Raw genomic sequence first — 13,507 nt, 5'->3', positions numbered from 1 at the left:
GCACCCCCGCCTCTCCTTACGGAGGGGCCGGACGGAGCTATGGTATACTATTGCTTATACGAACGAATACCGATCCGGGAGTTTGATCTGATTATGAAAAAAGTAAGCATATGGGACGTCGTAAAAAAATCGGGACTGTCGCTCGTGACCGTGTCGAAGGTGCTTAACAATTCGCCCACCGTCCGGGAGAGCAACCGTCAGAAGGTGCTGCAGGCCATTCAGGAGCTGGATTACCGCCCCAATGCCGCCGCCCGCAATCTGGCGCGGGGGTCGACGGGACTGATCGGCCTGACGCTGATCACCCTGCAGGATTCGGTGTTCGACGGCATCGTGCATGCCGTGAACGAAGCGTTGGAGGAGAACGGCTATTTTTTGGCGCTGAACGTGTGCTCCTCTCCGGACGGCGGTTTGAAGCCGACCAACTTTTTGTTTCAGGAAGACCGGGTCGACGGCATCATCGTGCTGTCGCCCATGGAAGAAGAGCAGTATGTGCTAGAGCTCAAACGGAAGAAGATCCCGTTTGTCATTATCGATAATCAGATTGAAAAAACAAATGCCACTACGGTGAATGTGGACAACTATACGGGCGGCTACGAGGCGACCAAGCATTTGATCGGCCTGGGACATACGCGCATCGCGCACGTGAGCGGACCGGAGCTGTTTCTCAGCGCCCGAGAGCGCAGACGCGGATTCGAAGCGGCCATGGCCGAAGCGGGATTGACGCCGCTGGCCGTGGCCTGCACCGAATTCAATATCCGCAGCGGCTTCGACGTCGCCAAGGAATGGCTGCGCAGCGGGAACGTGCCGACGGCCGTCTTCGCCGGGGAAGACGGCCTTGCGCTCGGCGTCATGGATGCGTTCCGGGACGAGGGATACCGCATTCCGCGCGATATTTCCATCGTCGGGTATGACGACCAAGTGTTCGCCGCCGATATTCATCCGCGTCTGACGACCGTCAGACAGCCGATGGAGCAGATGGGGCAGCAGGCCGTCCGCCTGCTGCTCAAGCTGATCGACGGCTCCATGAAACGGAATACTTCGGTCTGCTTGAAGCCGGAATTGATCGTGAGAGAATCCACGTTGCCATATTCCCCCGCACCGTAGCTGGTTCTAAGGACGGGAGTGGAGTACATTGAAATACTACTTGGGGATGGATGCCGGAGGCAGCAAAACGTATGCCGTCATTACCGACGAAACGGGCCGGCTGGTTTCAGCCGGCAAGGGCGGCCCCGGCAACCATCAGATTGACCGCGATACAGCCGCGCGGAGCATCCGCCAAGCCGTCGCTCAAGCGCTCGGCCAAGCAGGCCTGCGCGAGCAGGATATTGCCGCGGCCTGCTTCGGGCTGGCAGGCGCCGACCGCGAAGCCGACTTCCGCATATTGCGTCCGATGATTGCTGAGCTGGGGCTGCCGGTCTCCGACGTCGTCTGCGACACCGTCATCGCCCTGCGCGCCGGTACGTCGAACCCATACGGCGTCGTGGCGATTTGTGGCAGCGGCACGAACTGCATCGGCGTTTCCCCTTCGGGCGAGATGTACCAATGCGGCGGCTTCGGTTATCCGTACGGCGATTTCGGCGGCGGCGGAGACTTGGCGGCAGAAGCATTCCGGGCAGTCATCCGGGCATGGGAAGGCCGCGAGGAAGAGACACTGCTGACCGCTTTGGTCACGAAGGAGCTCGGTCACCCTTCGGTCGAACACATGTTCCATCATTTTCTGGATCATGCGCTGCCTGTCCCGCTTGAACTGACGCCGCTGCTGTTCGAAGCCGCCGCCCAGGGAGACCGCGTGGCGGCCCGCATCCTCCGCGTGCAGGGAACGGAGCTCGGGCTGGCTGCCCAGGCGGTCATCCGGCGTCTGGGGATGCAGAGGGAGACGTTCGATCTGGTGCTTGCGGGCAGTGTGCTGACACGAGGAAACGGGCAATTCGTTCATCCGTTTATCGTAGATACGGTGCAGCCGGAGGCGCCGGGCTGCCGGCTTCAGGTGCTGGATGTCGAACCGGTGGTCGGGGCGATATGGCTGGCCATGGAGAAAGACGGCACGACCATCTCCGAGTCGGTACAGGAGCAAGTTCGACGCATATCCGATTTGAAGGGAGTGCTTACTGGTGGCTGAAACCAAAGGGCTGAAAGTCGTCGTGATCGGCGGGGGGTCGTCGTACACGCCGGAGCTGATCGACATCCGGAAGGGGAGCACAAGCTGCGCCGATTCCCGTGCTGCTTGATATCGCCAAGGATAATGGAAGAGCTACGTGCGGACTAGAGCGAAAGTAAAGGTGATCGCCCTGCCCCATAGAGCTTATGATGGGTTCGACACACTAGCATGACGCTCATCTAGATCGAGTTGCTCTCTCACAAGACCAGTATAATCTGGGGAAATTAAAAACGGCTCTTGCCGCGAAAATTTGCGAACAAGAGCCGTTTTTTTGCATTATTTCACGAAATCAAAATCACCATTCAAGCCAAAATCGAGGTAATTAGGATGAACTAGAATGCATACTACTGTTTTTTTAACAGAGTATCTGAAGTAACATTAAACTTTCCATTGGCATCTGGCTTAGAGATAAAATAGAACTTATCTTGATTGGAAATATAAATCCATAATTCACCATTTTGTGTCACTGATGTATAGACTCCACCTTGATTCAAAGAGAAGTCCCCACGCAAAGTTGAAGCTGGAACTGGAGGAGTTTCATTTTTCTTTTCATGGGTAAGATCGGAAATCACTAACCAACCACTTATAATCAAACTTAACAAAGATAACAGGACTGCATAATTTTCTTTTCTCATTCTTCCTCCCAGTAATTATTTTCTTAATGCATTATGTAAGGAAGAATAGTTAATTGTCAACAAAAGAGTAAAAAATATCAATTAGTTGTCAACAGAAAAGTACAACCAAACAGGAACGTATACTCCGCCTAATGCTCCACTTATCTCATTGCCGCTTGGAACACCATAAGTTTTGACTCCCCATGAATAAAGATTATAGGCAGCTTGCATATAAAAAAGCCGACTGTTTGAGCTGCTTGTTTCAGGAGGTCCGGATAAAGTAGTTTCATTAGTAACCGTAGATTTAACAGTACCCTGAACTGAGCCAGTTCCTTTTAAATTGACGATACTTTTAATCGATCCTGAAACTTCAGCCGTATAAGTGGTTTGCGTTGTTTTTTCCATGGCTTGTGTAGTTTTTATTTGTTGTCCCTTTGCTGCTGATGCGTAAAGAATATATGGATCCCTTTTGCTATCATTTTTGATTAGTTGCCATAAGTCTAGTACGTCTTTTGTCCCCCAGTCGATAAGAGCAGCATTTGGTGTTGTTTCAGGGGTGGGATTTTGATTTAAACGAGAAGAAATATCAGTCTGATTGGAATCAATTCTCTGAATTGTAATCTGTTTAGCATCCGGGAAGTCTTTTTTCAGTTGTTCTAAATAAGATGGGCTTATGTTTATGTTCCCCTCAACACCAGAACCAATTACAATGTTGGGAGATTTGATGGTACTATTGCTAGAAGCCGTTGTACCATGGGCAAAAACAGAAGAAGAGAAGGAACAAACTAAAGCAGCGGACAAAATAACAGATACAATTTTCTTTTTCAAGATATTACCTTCATTTTAAATTTTTGGACATCCAAATATACATACGCATTCCAATTTGGAAATGTTGCTCAAAAAAGTTGATAATTCACATAAATGGTTCTAATGTCCTATTTTGTTTGTCCGATAGAAGAACAATCGCTCGCGTAAAAGCTTTTCAATTTCCTCATTACTATAACCAAGCTCGGCCAGCCTTCGGGCAGCAAACCCGCCACCTGTCGATGCTCGGTATTCCGCGTCGTGTAAATCCTTGATGCCGTAAAGCTTTTCAAAGATTGCGCCGATCCGAGTGAGGTAAATAATTCGATCCTGACTTTCCCCGACCAAGATACTCCATTCCCTACAACCATTCGTCTACACTTTTTATAGAGAGGTTGTGGAGAAATGGCAACATTCGCGGAACAAATCGGCGCAAAAATTCGTATGTACCGCATTGAAAAAAATTTGACACAGGAGCAATTAGCGGAATCTATAGGCATGGCTGCGACCTATCTAGGCCAGATTGAACGCGGAGAAAAGAACACCAAACTGAATACCATTGAAAAAATAGCCTACGCCCTGGATATGAGCGTGTATGATCTGTTTTTAAATGAACAAGAAGCCCACTTGCAAAAGAAAAAGTGGGTTTGGGAGAGCCTTGTACTGCTGCTCAAAAGTGATGAACAAACACAGCGGAAGGCTTACCGTCTCTTGCATGCCCTGATTGAGCCTGATGAATCTGAACAAAATTAGCAACGGATAAACCGAACAATTTGCCACTCCAATCAGCAAACTTGTTCGGTGTTTGCATGACGTTTCGGGTGCAGCTCGGCCGGAAGCCGCCAAGGGCTTGATCCATGCGGTGAAAACGTACGAGCGCCTCGCGATCGCCGCCGCCGTCTCAGGCGACCGCGGAGTTGCGCTGCAAGCGCTCGCCCACCATCCGCTCGTGACCTCGGTCAACAAAGCGGAGCCGATGCTGGACGAGATGCTGGAGCAGAACAAAGCGTTTTTGCCGCGTTTTTTCGCCGCGCAGACCGTGTAAGCAGTTCTAATGCTTAAAACCTTATAATAGACTTACAGCAAGCCGGCATCGGTCGCCGAACCGATAGCTGGCTTGTTCGACATTTATGGCAAAATAATCCATGTTTCAACCCGGCCGGAAACGGGTAAATGCAAGCAAGCGTCCGCCCACCCTAGACTACCGGCAGTCCTCCATCCGCAGAATCAATTAGACGAAGGTGGTGTTTTTAATGGTAATGGGAGGTTTATTGTTCCTATTGGTTATCATTACCGCGATGTACCTGCTATACAGCCGCTCCGCGCAGTGGAAGACGGTGATGGCCGCTTCCGGGCCCGAGGCACGCGACCTTCAAGCGAGGCACGCCTTCTTAAAGTCGAAGCAGGTGAAATGCCGGGTGAAATCCGATACCGATGCCGGCTTGAGCGCGATCCAGACGGCGGCCGAAGCCGTCGATCTCCATCACCCCGAAAGCTTGAAGCTCGATGTGCACGCCAAGGATTTACACAAAGCCGAAGCGCTGCTGCAGCAGTATGAGGAGAAGCCCCCGGCGGCCTCGGCTCTGCTCTAATCTTATATTCTAGCCAGCAATCCCCTGCGACCGGCGGCTTCTCGCCCGGTCCGCGGGGGATTTGCCGTCATGCGCACCTTTCGCCGCCATGAAGGTTAAGGCTCACCGCCAAAGATCAGGTTGTCGAGGCGGAACGGGCTGGCCGCGTATTTGAAGCTGCACCGGATGCCTGAGCTTTCGATAGAGACCGAACGCAGATGAGGGGTCTTGATCATACTGCGGACCAGCCGGTCAAGCAGCCCGCGGTTTCCGCTGCGGATCGCCCGAACGACGATGCAGGCGAACGGCCGGTTGGTGACGATTTCTTGATAAAACGGCAGAATCGCCTTGGCCACCGCGCGGTGAACCTTGGTATTAAAATAAAACTGTGTCGTTCCCGGAAGAATCGTGGTGCCGTTCGAATACAGCACGATCGGCTTCGGCGCGTTGAAATCGACGAAGTAGCCGATGCCGTTCGTAGACAAGGACGCATACCGCCGCTCGGGTAAGCCAACTTGCCGAAACAGCCGAATCAGCGTATCCAGATCCGCACGGCGTACGCCCCGGGTCCACGCTCCGGCATAAGCGGGGTCCGAAGCAATCCGCCGGTAAAACGGAATCATGGCGGCCAGCGTCTTCCGCAGCACCGGTACCGTCACAAGACGGTTCGTTTCTTTTCCATGGTTCGTTTTCACAATGACCCTCTCCTTTCTATGCAATTCCCTCTTCTTTTCACCTTATGTTCTTTAGGCCGCAAGGTGCGGAGTTTATGGATGTCTCTTTGCAAAAGAGAGAAAAGCTTTCCATTTTCATAGATACCGCCCAAGATTTTGATGGAAAACGCTAAAAGTCCGTCAAGTAAGGGCTTTCTTCAAAGAATCGTACGGAAAACCATTTATAATTGCCCTCCATTTTGTGTATTATAGAGAGTAATAGATTTTGACAGCTAATTTGTGAGAAAGGTTGATCCCATTGGACACGACGAAACCGGCTTCTGCATCATCCTCCAATTACATCAAAAACATCATGATCGAAAATTTGAACACGGGTAAGGTGAAAACCGTCGTCACCCGCTTTCCTCCGGAGCCGAACGGCTACCTGCATATCGGGCACGCGAAATCGATCTGTCTGAACTTCGAGCTTGCCGACGAATTCGGCGGACGTACGCATTTGCGTTTTGACGATACGAACCCGGTGAAGGAAGACGAGGAATTTGTACGCTCGATTCAGGAAGACATCATGTGGCTCGGCTTCGAGTGGGAGCAGCTGTATTTTGCTTCGGACTTTTTCGATGAAATGTACGAGCGCGCCGTACGCTTGATCCGCAAGGGCAAAGCCTACGTATGCGATCTGACAGCGGAGCAAATCCGCGAAACGCGGGGTACCCTGACCGAGCCCGGCCAAAACAGCCCGTACCGCGACCGCAGCGTGGAGGAAAATCTCGACCTGTTCGAGCGGATGCGCAAAGGCGAGTTTGCCAACGGCGAGAAGGTGCTGCGCGCCAAAATCGACATGGCCTCGCCGAACATCAACCTGCGGGACCCGGTGCTTTACCGGATTTCCCATACGCATCACCATAATACCGGCGACAAGTGGTGCATTTATCCGATGTACGACTATGCTCATCCGCTGGAGGACGCGATCGAAGGCATCACGCATTCCATCTGTACGATGGAGTTCGCCGATCACCGTCCGCTGTACGATTGGGTCGTGCAGGAGTGCGAGATGGAGAACGTGCCGCGGCAGTACGAATTCAACCGGCTCAGCCTGACCAATACGGTGATGAGCAAACGGAAGCTGAAGCTGCTCGTGGACGAGAAGGTCGTCGACGGCTGGGATGATCCGCGGATGCCTACGATCTCCGGCCTGCGCCGCAAGGGCTATACTTCGGAAGCGATCCGTACGTTCTGCCGCGAGGTCGGCGTGGTGAAGACGAACAACAGCGTCGTCGATGAGAAAATGTTGGAGCATTTCATCCGCGAGGACCTCAAATTGAAGGCGCCGCGTACCATGGCCGTGCTGCAGCCGCTGAAGGTGGTCATCACGAACTACCCGGAAGGGCAAGTGGAGATGCTGGATGCGGAGAACAATCCCGAGAACGAAGCGATGGGCCATCGTCAAATTCCGTTCTCGCGGGAAATTTATATCGAGCGGGACGACTTTATGGAGGAGCCGGTCAAAGGCTACTTCCGCCTGTTCCCCGGCAATGAAGTGCGTCTGAAGCACGCCTACTTCATCAAATGCGAGAACGTGATCAAGGACGCGGACGGCAACGTCACGGAGCTGCACTGCACGTACGATCCGGAAACGAAGAGCGGCAGCGGATTTACCGGCCGCAAGGTCAAGGGGACGATTCACTGGGTGGAAGCGACGCAAGCCGTCCCGGCGGAATTCCGCCTGTACGAGCCGCTCATCCTCGACGAGCAAGCGGAAGAAGGCGAATCGTTCCTCGACAATGTTAATCCGAAGTCCCTCGAAACGGTGCAAGGCTTTGTCGAGAACAATATGCGGGACGCGAAGCCCCAGGACAAGTTCCAGTTTTTCCGCCACGGCTACTTCAACGTCGATCCGAAGCACTCGACGGAGGGCCGCCCGGTGTTCAACCGGATCGTGTCGCTGAAGAGCTCGTTCGACCCGAAAAAATAACCCATGCTCAAAGAAGCCTTTTCGCCGGATGTTAATCCGCTGCGAAAGGCTTCTTTTTTGCTCTCCTCCCAGGAAGCCGCGCTAGGAACGCGGAGCGTACAGCATGACGGCGACCCCGGCCAGACACAAGCTCATCCCGAGCCAGTCGTAGACGTCCGGAGCTTTCTTGTCGATGCCCCAGCCCCACAGAACCGACAGGACTACGAAGACCCCGCCGTACGCCGCGTATACCCGCCCGAAGCTCGGAAAGCTTTGCAATGTCGGAATAATCCCGTACACGACAAGAATAAGCGCGCCGACGATGCCGTAGCCGATCGCTCTTCCTTCGCGGAGCCATAACCAGACAAGGTACCCTCCGCCGATCTCGGCCAGCCCCGCGAGAATAAATAAGATGACGGCCTGTACCATCGCAGCCTTCCTTTCCCCGTTTATTCCCCGGCATGATTCTGTCTCCATTCTAACCGCTGCGCCCCTTGATGTATACCGATTCCCTAAGGCCAAGCATAAAAAAAGATCCCGTCAACGGGATCTTCAGGGAACTGCTTGCAATTAGAACCACAAAGAACGAAGAACGATTACAAGCAGAATGAAGAGAACGAGAATGACACCTGTGGTAGTAAACCCGCCGCAGCCGCCAAAACCACCAACTCCGCAACCACCACCAAAGCCACCAAAGCCACCAAAACCCATTGTTCGGTCCCTCCTTTCGTTTACATGCTACATCCTATGGTCCTGCCCTTCCGCACGTTTGGACTATTCGGCAAAATGTATGCTTTCTCAGTTCATTTTATTCGTACCGTCAGGTTAATTGACTTGGGAGGCAGTGTTATTCCTGCAGCCTTAAGGTAACAAAGCAATGCGGACAAAATATCGCAACAATATGGGAAATCATGTGTGATTTTGATCACAGGCAACGAGCGACTGCTAGTATAACCTTGTGGAGAGAGTTTTTTCCAATGCGAGGAAGTAAACTGATTCTATGGCAAAGGTGGCAATTATATATGAGATCCGCCAACCGAGGCAAGCTGCCCGTTTTGGACTCGGTGACGCTTTTTTTCATCATATCGAATCTGATTCTTATTTTTTTGTCGAATGCAATTGTGAACGCGGTAACAAACTTCATTGACGCTATGGGATACGGGGCGCCGGATGTGCCGACGCTGCTGCGCTGGGGGCTGTTTTTGTTGAACTCCGTCGTATTTTACCGCATCCTGCAGCGCTATAGCGTCCGGCTGCGGCGTGAGGCGGACCGGCGGCGATCGTCAGAGGAGCACTCGCGGTTATATGCGCGGGTGTTTCAATCCGCACAGGAAGGCATCATGGTTACGGATGCGGCCTCGCGGATTATCGACATCAACCAATCGTTTACCCGGATGACCGGCTATGAAGCCGGCGAGCTGCTGGGCCAGACGCCCTGCGTCCTGCAATCCGGAAAGCACGACGATAACTTCTATGCCAACATGTGGGCCTGCATCCGCCATGGAAGCTGGCAGGGCGAGATCTGGGGCCGGCGCAAGGACGGCAGCTTGTTTCCCGGCTGGCTGATTATCAACGCCGTCAAGGATGATCAGGGACGGATCGTCAATTATGTGGGCATTTACTCCGACATCTCCGAACGCAAAAAAGACGAGCAGACGCTGAGGATGCACGCGGGCGTGTTTGAAGCGTCGCACGAGGGAATCATGATTACCGATATCGAAGGCCAAATTTTGTCGGTCAACCCGTCTTTCGTAACCATCACCGGGTTTTCGGCGAAGGAAGCGGTCGGGCAGACGCCAAAAATTTTATACTCGGGGCAGCACGACAAAGCTTTCTACCAACACATGTGGACAACGATTCGAAAAATCGGAAGCTGGCAAGGGGAAATTTGGAACAAGCGGAAATCCGGAGACCTTTACCCCCAATGGCTAACGATCAAAGCGATCAAGGACGAGCATGGCGATGTCCGGGCGTATGCGGGCATTCTCTCCGATATTACGGAGCGCAAGAAAGCGGAAGAAGATCTTCGTTACCTAGCCCATTATGACGGGCTGACGGGACTGCCGAACCGGCGTCATTTTCAAAATCAGCTGCAAGCCGCGCTGCAGGAAGCGCAGCAATCCGGCTCGATGGTCGGGGTGCTCTTCATCGACCTCGACCGGTTCAAGGTCATCAACGATTCGCTCGGTCACGACATCGGAGACCGGCTGCTCATGCAAGCCGGGCAGCGGCTGCTTCAGAGCGTTGAAGCGCCACAGATCGTATCCCGGTTCGGCGGGGACGAGTTTACGATCATTTTGCCCCATCTGCGGGACCCCAAGGAGGCGACCGCCGTTGCGGATACCGTTTTGGCAGAGCTTGCGCAGAAGTTTCACGTCGCAGAACATGATTTTTATATCACCGGCAGTGTCGGCATCAGTCTCTATCCCAAGGACGGAAGCGACATGGAAACGCTCCTGAGGCACGCCGATTCCGCCATGTACGCCGCCAAGGAGAGCCGGAACGAATATCGGCTGTACATGCCCAAGTGGACGGAGAAGCTACCGCGCCAACTGATGCTGGAAAACGGCCTGCGCGCGGCAGCGGAGGCCGGCGAGCTGGAAGTGTACTATCAGCCGCAGATGGATTGCCGGACCGGCCGCTTGACCGGATTGGAAGCGCTGACGCGGTGGAACCATCCGGTGATGGGGCTTCTCAGCCCGCAAGAGTTCATCCCGGTAGCCGAAGAGATCGGCATGATCGCCGATATGGACGAATGGGTGCTGAAGAAAGTGTGCATGCAGCACGCCCAGTGGACCTCCTTGCTCGGGCATCCGATCAAGGTCGCCGTCAATTTATCCGCGCGGCAGCTGCATCGGCCTCATTTGCCCGAACGCATCCGGCAGATCCTGCAGCGGCACGAGGTCGATCCTTCCCAATTGGAGATTGAAATTACGGAAAGCGTCGGCATGACGAAGGCCGAGGCGACGATCGGGCTGCTGAAGGAGCTGCGCCGAATTGGCGTCGGGACGGCCATCGACGATTTCGGCACCGGTCATTCCGCGCTCGCTTACCTGAAAAGGTTTGATTTCAGCGTGATCAAAATCGACAAGACGTTCATCCGGGGGCTGGACCATGATCCGGTCAACCGCGCTCTGGTCCAAGCGATCGTCGGCATGGCCCATGCGCTCGGGCTCCGGACGGTCGCCGAGGGCGTAGAGACGGAAGCGGAGCTGGCGCGGCTGAAGCAGATCGGTTGCGATACCGTGCAGGGCTATTTGCTCAGCCGGCCTTTGCCCGCGTGCGAGATGGAAGCTTTTCTGGCCTCGATCCCGCCCAAAGACAAGAGCGCTGCGGAAGGCTCGCCTCAGTACAGCACCCTCCACAAATAAAACGTCGCATACGCTTCAAAGCCGCTCCAGCCGGCTGCAAGCCGCCGCAGCTCGGCCGGCGTCGGCTTGCTGTCCATGCCGATCAGATGCTTGACCGCATTCTGCAGGCCGACGTCCCCGGCGGGAAAAGCCGACGGCAGCCGGAGACAGCGCATCATCACGTAATGGGCCGTCCATGGCCCGATCCCGCGTATGCCGGTCAGCTCGCGTTCGACCTCTTGTGCATCGCCTAGACGCAGCAGCCGCTCCTTGGTCAGCCGGCCGTCCGCCATGCGCGCCGCCGTTTCAAGCACATACTCGGCCTTTTTGGACGTAAGCTGCAGCGGCGTGAGGTCGGCCGCCGACAGTCCCGCAATCGCTTCAGGCGTCGGAAACGTCCAATAGGTCCGGCCGTCCCAAGCCATGGAAGCGCCGTACGACTCGACGAACCGCCGCTTGAGCGTGTAGGCGAACGCCAGATTGATCTGCTGCCCGAGAATGGCCCAGCACAGCGCCTCGAACAAATCCGGAATGCCGATACACCGGAGCCCGTAAAACCGGTGCGTCAACGGCCCTAGCAGCAGGTCGCTCTCGGCCAGCCGGTAAAACGCGTCGAGATCGGTTCCCAAGTCGAACCATTCCCACACGTATCGGGCTGCTGCCATGCGAGTCTGCGGCTTCCCATGCGCCGCTTCGTCGAGGAACCTAAGACGCACGGTACGGTCCTCCGGACCGCCGAAGATTTCGACGAGCACCCGCTCATTTCCGGCTTCGATCCATTTGTACACGCGGTCCTGGTCGACGTAAAACAGGCATTCGTTCTCCGATCTCCCCATATAGGCTAGCGCCGCGGAAAACCGGAAAGGCCCCCGCGGAATAAGCTCCCCTTCGTGTCCGCCGTCCTTCCATCCTTCTTGAAATTCAAGCTCGGCCCCAAGCTGTGCTTCGTTCATCATCCATTCTCTCCTTTGTCCAATCAACGTCCGCTGTTTTTCTTCATGATACCTTTTTACCATACTCCGGTCACAAGCGCTTTTGAAATCTTGCGCTCTCACTCGTCCCCCCTTACATCGCCGGACCTGCCGGGGTATACTAAGCACGTGAGGTGATCGCTATGACTGACCTGCATGAACGGCCGGCGTACCGCGAACAGACGGGGCCGGCATTAACCGACGATATTTGGAACGCCATCATCGCCAACGATGCGGCGCTTGATGGCCGATTGATTTACGCCGTGAAGACAACGGGAATCTTTTGCCGTCCCTCCTGCAAATCGAAGCCCCCGAAGAGGGAGCACGTGCGGATATTCCGCGGCGCGGCTGACGCCGCCGCTCAAGGCTTCCGCCCCTGCAAGCGATGCCGTCCCGACGGCAAGGGGATGCCGGACGAAGAATGGATCCGGCACACCGCCAAGTGGATCGAAGCGCACTATGCGGAGCCGCTGACCCTCGCCGTGCTGGCGGATGCGCAGCACGCCAGCCCTTACCATCTTCACCGTACGTTCAAGCGGCTAACCGGGGTCACGCCTGCGGAATATATCGCAGCTACCCGCGTGGAGGCGGCCAAGCGGCGGCTGAAGGAAACCGGCGAGACGGTAACCGAAGTGGCGCTTCGCACGGGCTTCCCGAACGCCGCTTATTTCTCGACCGTTTTTCATAAACGAACCGGGCTCTCGCCGACCGCCTACCGGCAGGCGCAGGAAGCCTCGGGCTCCTATCCGTCGAAGAAGAGAACAGAGGAGGGACGCTCATGTTAGATATAGCCGTCGTTACCGATACAAAGAACGCTACGCCGACTTCGCGCGGCTCCGTGGAGGGCACGCAGACGCCGTACGTTTATTGGACCGCCTATCAGGACGGGGATTGGATGCTGAAGATCGCGGCGACGGATCAAGGACTTTGCCGCGTTCGTTTCCCGAACGAGAAGCCCGGGGCGCTGGCTGCTTGGGCGAGCATTCACTGGCCCGGGGCAGCGCTTGTGGAAAGCGCGGAGGCGCTGCGCCCCTATATGGAGCCGCTCGCCGCTTATTTCCGGGGGGACTGCACCCCGTTCGACATGCCGCTTGACGTGCGGGGTACCCCGTTCCAGCTTGAGGTCTGGGAAGCGCTCCGCCTCATTCCGTACGGAAGCACCTGGACGTATGCGGAGCTGGCCGCGGTCCTGGGAAGACCGCTGGCGGCCCGGCCCGTCGGTGCCGCCGTCGGCGCCAATCCGCTGCCGATCGTGCTGCCCTGCCACCGGGTGATCGGCAAGGACGGCTCCTTGACCGGTTACCTCGGCGGCCTGGAGGCCAAAACGCGGCTGCTGCGCCTGGAGGGCTTCCCGCTCCGGGAGGAAGGCGCCCTGCGCAAAAATTAAAGCCAAAAAGCCGGCCTCTGTACAAGA

At 55.2% G+C, this 13,507-nt stretch carries 15 protein-coding genes and 1 pseudogene; 9 read left to right on the top strand and 7 right to left on the bottom strand.

The window, feature by feature from the left end:
• Nucleotides 1-93: 93 nt before the first annotated feature.
• Nucleotides 94-1,104, top strand: a complete 1,011-nt coding sequence (locus tag ET33_RS24455; protein ID WP_036688458.1) for a LacI family DNA-binding transcriptional regulator — start codon at nucleotides 94-96, stop codon at nucleotides 1,102-1,104.
• 28 nt (nucleotides 1,105-1,132) lie between these two features.
• Nucleotides 1,133-2,119: an N-acetylglucosamine kinase gene (locus ET33_RS24450; RefSeq protein WP_036688075.1), complete on the top strand. Its 987-nt coding sequence runs from the start codon at nucleotides 1,133-1,135 to the stop codon at nucleotides 2,117-2,119.
• Between the two features lie 383 nt (nucleotides 2,120-2,502).
• Here ET33_RS24450 and ET33_RS24445 read toward each other — a convergent pair whose 3' ends face one another.
• The 3 genes from ET33_RS24445 to ET33_RS24440 form a co-directional block, all read right to left on the bottom strand.
• Complete coding sequence (locus ET33_RS24445; protein WP_036688072.1) at nucleotides 2,503-2,793, bottom strand: hypothetical protein; 291 nt, start codon at nucleotides 2,791-2,793, stop codon at nucleotides 2,503-2,505.
• 81 nt (nucleotides 2,794-2,874) lie between these two features.
• Nucleotides 2,875-3,600 (bottom strand): hypothetical protein, encoded by a 726-nt coding sequence (locus ET33_RS38580; RefSeq protein WP_088833617.1) that lies wholly within the window; start codon nucleotides 3,598-3,600, stop codon nucleotides 2,875-2,877.
• 99 nt (nucleotides 3,601-3,699) lie between these two features.
• The gene (locus ET33_RS24440; protein WP_036688069.1) at nucleotides 3,700-3,924 is read right to left on the bottom strand and encodes a hypothetical protein; all 225 of its coding nucleotides are present in this window, start codon (nucleotides 3,922-3,924) and stop codon (nucleotides 3,700-3,702) included.
• A 57-nt stretch (nucleotides 3,925-3,981) separates the two neighbouring features.
• Here ET33_RS24440 and ET33_RS24435 point away from each other — a divergent pair, with 57 nt between their 5' ends.
• The 3 genes and pseudogenes from ET33_RS24435 (at nucleotide 3,982) to ET33_RS24425 (ending at nucleotide 5,168) form a co-directional block, all read left to right on the top strand.
• A complete protein-coding gene (locus tag ET33_RS24435; protein WP_036688066.1) occupies nucleotides 3,982-4,329 on the top strand; it encodes a helix-turn-helix domain-containing protein in 348 nt (115 codons plus the stop codon).
• Between the two features lie 79 nt (nucleotides 4,330-4,408).
• Nucleotides 4,409-4,621, top strand: a pseudogene (locus tag ET33_RS24430) (family 4 glycosyl hydrolase); the annotation flags it as partial.
• A gap of 235 nt (nucleotides 4,622-4,856) precedes the next feature.
• On the top strand, nucleotides 4,857-5,168 hold the full coding sequence (locus ET33_RS24425; RefSeq protein ID WP_235206804.1) for a hypothetical protein: 312 nt from the start codon (nucleotides 4,857-4,859) through the stop codon (nucleotides 5,166-5,168).
• Between the two features lie 95 nt (nucleotides 5,169-5,263).
• Here ET33_RS24425 and ET33_RS24420 read toward each other — a convergent pair whose 3' ends face one another.
• Nucleotides 5,264-5,842 (bottom strand): hypothetical protein, encoded by a 579-nt coding sequence (locus tag ET33_RS24420; RefSeq protein ID WP_036688056.1) that lies wholly within the window; start codon nucleotides 5,840-5,842, stop codon nucleotides 5,264-5,266.
• A 277-nt stretch (nucleotides 5,843-6,119) separates the two neighbouring features.
• Here ET33_RS24420 and ET33_RS24415 point away from each other — a divergent pair, with 277 nt between their 5' ends.
• A complete protein-coding gene (locus tag ET33_RS24415) occupies nucleotides 6,120-7,793 on the top strand; it encodes a glutamine--tRNA ligase/YqeY domain fusion protein (RefSeq protein ID WP_036688053.1) in 1,674 nt (557 codons plus the stop codon).
• Nucleotides 7,794-7,874: 81 nt separating this feature from the next.
• On the opposite strand, the gene ET33_RS24410 is transcribed toward ET33_RS24415, so the two are convergent.
• Both ET33_RS24410 and ET33_RS39330 read right to left on the bottom strand, forming a co-directional pair.
• Nucleotides 7,875-8,201, bottom strand: a complete 327-nt coding sequence (locus ET33_RS24410) for a YnfA family protein (protein ID WP_036688047.1) — start codon at nucleotides 8,199-8,201, stop codon at nucleotides 7,875-7,877.
• Nucleotides 8,202-8,342: 141 nt separating this feature from the next.
• Nucleotides 8,343-8,483 (bottom strand): hypothetical protein, encoded by a 141-nt coding sequence (locus ET33_RS39330; RefSeq protein WP_167336446.1) that lies wholly within the window; start codon nucleotides 8,481-8,483, stop codon nucleotides 8,343-8,345.
• 311 nt (nucleotides 8,484-8,794) lie between these two features.
• Here ET33_RS39330 and ET33_RS24405 point away from each other — a divergent pair, with 311 nt between their 5' ends.
• The gene (locus ET33_RS24405) at nucleotides 8,795-11,143 is read left to right on the top strand and encodes a sensor domain-containing protein (protein WP_051775573.1); all 2,349 of its coding nucleotides are present in this window, start codon (nucleotides 8,795-8,797) and stop codon (nucleotides 11,141-11,143) included.
• Here ET33_RS24405 and ET33_RS24400 read toward each other — a convergent pair.
• Entirely contained in the window at nucleotides 11,119-12,078 is a 960-nt protein-coding gene (locus tag ET33_RS24400) for a DNA-3-methyladenine glycosylase family protein (RefSeq protein WP_081890470.1), read from the bottom strand. The two genes, ET33_RS24405 and ET33_RS24400, sit on opposite strands and share 25 nt — an antisense overlap.
• 158 nt (nucleotides 12,079-12,236) lie before the next feature.
• Between ET33_RS24400 and ET33_RS24395 the strand changes: the two genes are divergently transcribed.
• Together ET33_RS24395 and ET33_RS24390 are read left to right on the top strand one after the other, a co-directional pair.
• Entirely contained in the window at nucleotides 12,237-12,878 is a 642-nt protein-coding gene (locus ET33_RS24395) for a bifunctional transcriptional activator/DNA repair enzyme AdaA (RefSeq protein ID WP_051775572.1), read from the top strand.
• Nucleotides 12,872-13,480 (top strand): methylated-DNA--[protein]-cysteine S-methyltransferase, encoded by a 609-nt coding sequence (locus ET33_RS24390; RefSeq protein WP_081890469.1) that lies wholly within the window; start codon nucleotides 12,872-12,874, stop codon nucleotides 13,478-13,480. Before ET33_RS24395 ends, ET33_RS24390 begins: the two co-directional genes overlap by 7 nt.
• Nucleotides 13,481-13,507 lie beyond the last annotated feature (27 nt).

Source organism: Paenibacillus tyrphae, assembly GCF_000722545.1.
Classification (GTDB): Bacteria; Bacillota; Bacilli; order Paenibacillales; family NBRC-103111; genus Paenibacillus_G; species Paenibacillus_G tyrfis.
The sequence above is the reverse complement of the archived record's forward strand: the minus strand, read 5'-3'. Positions and strand labels throughout refer to the sequence as shown.

Excerpts from the sequence above, each read along its gene's own strand:
- ET33_RS24455 (WP_036688458.1), top strand. The coding sequence starts at position 94 with ATGAAAAAAGTAAGCATATGGGACGTCGTAAAAAAATCGGGACTGTCG.
- ET33_RS24445 (WP_036688072.1), bottom strand. The coding sequence starts at position 2,793 with ATGAGAAAAGAAAATTATGCAGTCCTGTTATCTTTGTTAAGTTTGATT.
- ET33_RS24435 (WP_036688066.1), top strand. The coding sequence starts at position 3,982 with ATGGCAACATTCGCGGAACAAATCGGCGCAAAAATTCGTATGTACCGC.
- ET33_RS24410 (WP_036688047.1), bottom strand. The coding sequence starts at position 8,201 with ATGGTACAGGCCGTCATCTTATTTATTCTCGCGGGGCTGGCCGAGATC.
- ET33_RS39330 (WP_167336446.1), bottom strand. The coding sequence starts at position 8,483 with ATGGGTTTTGGTGGCTTTGGTGGCTTTGGTGGTGGTTGCGGAGTTGGT.
- ET33_RS24405 (WP_051775573.1), top strand. The coding sequence starts at position 8,795 with ATGAGATCCGCCAACCGAGGCAAGCTGCCCGTTTTGGACTCGGTGACG.
- ET33_RS24400 (WP_081890470.1), bottom strand. The coding sequence starts at position 12,078 with ATGATGAACGAAGCACAGCTTGGGGCCGAGCTTGAATTTCAAGAAGGA.
- ET33_RS24395 (WP_051775572.1), top strand. The coding sequence starts at position 12,237 with ATGACTGACCTGCATGAACGGCCGGCGTACCGCGAACAGACGGGGCCG.
- ET33_RS24390 (WP_081890469.1), top strand. The coding sequence starts at position 12,872 with ATGTTAGATATAGCCGTCGTTACCGATACAAAGAACGCTACGCCGACT.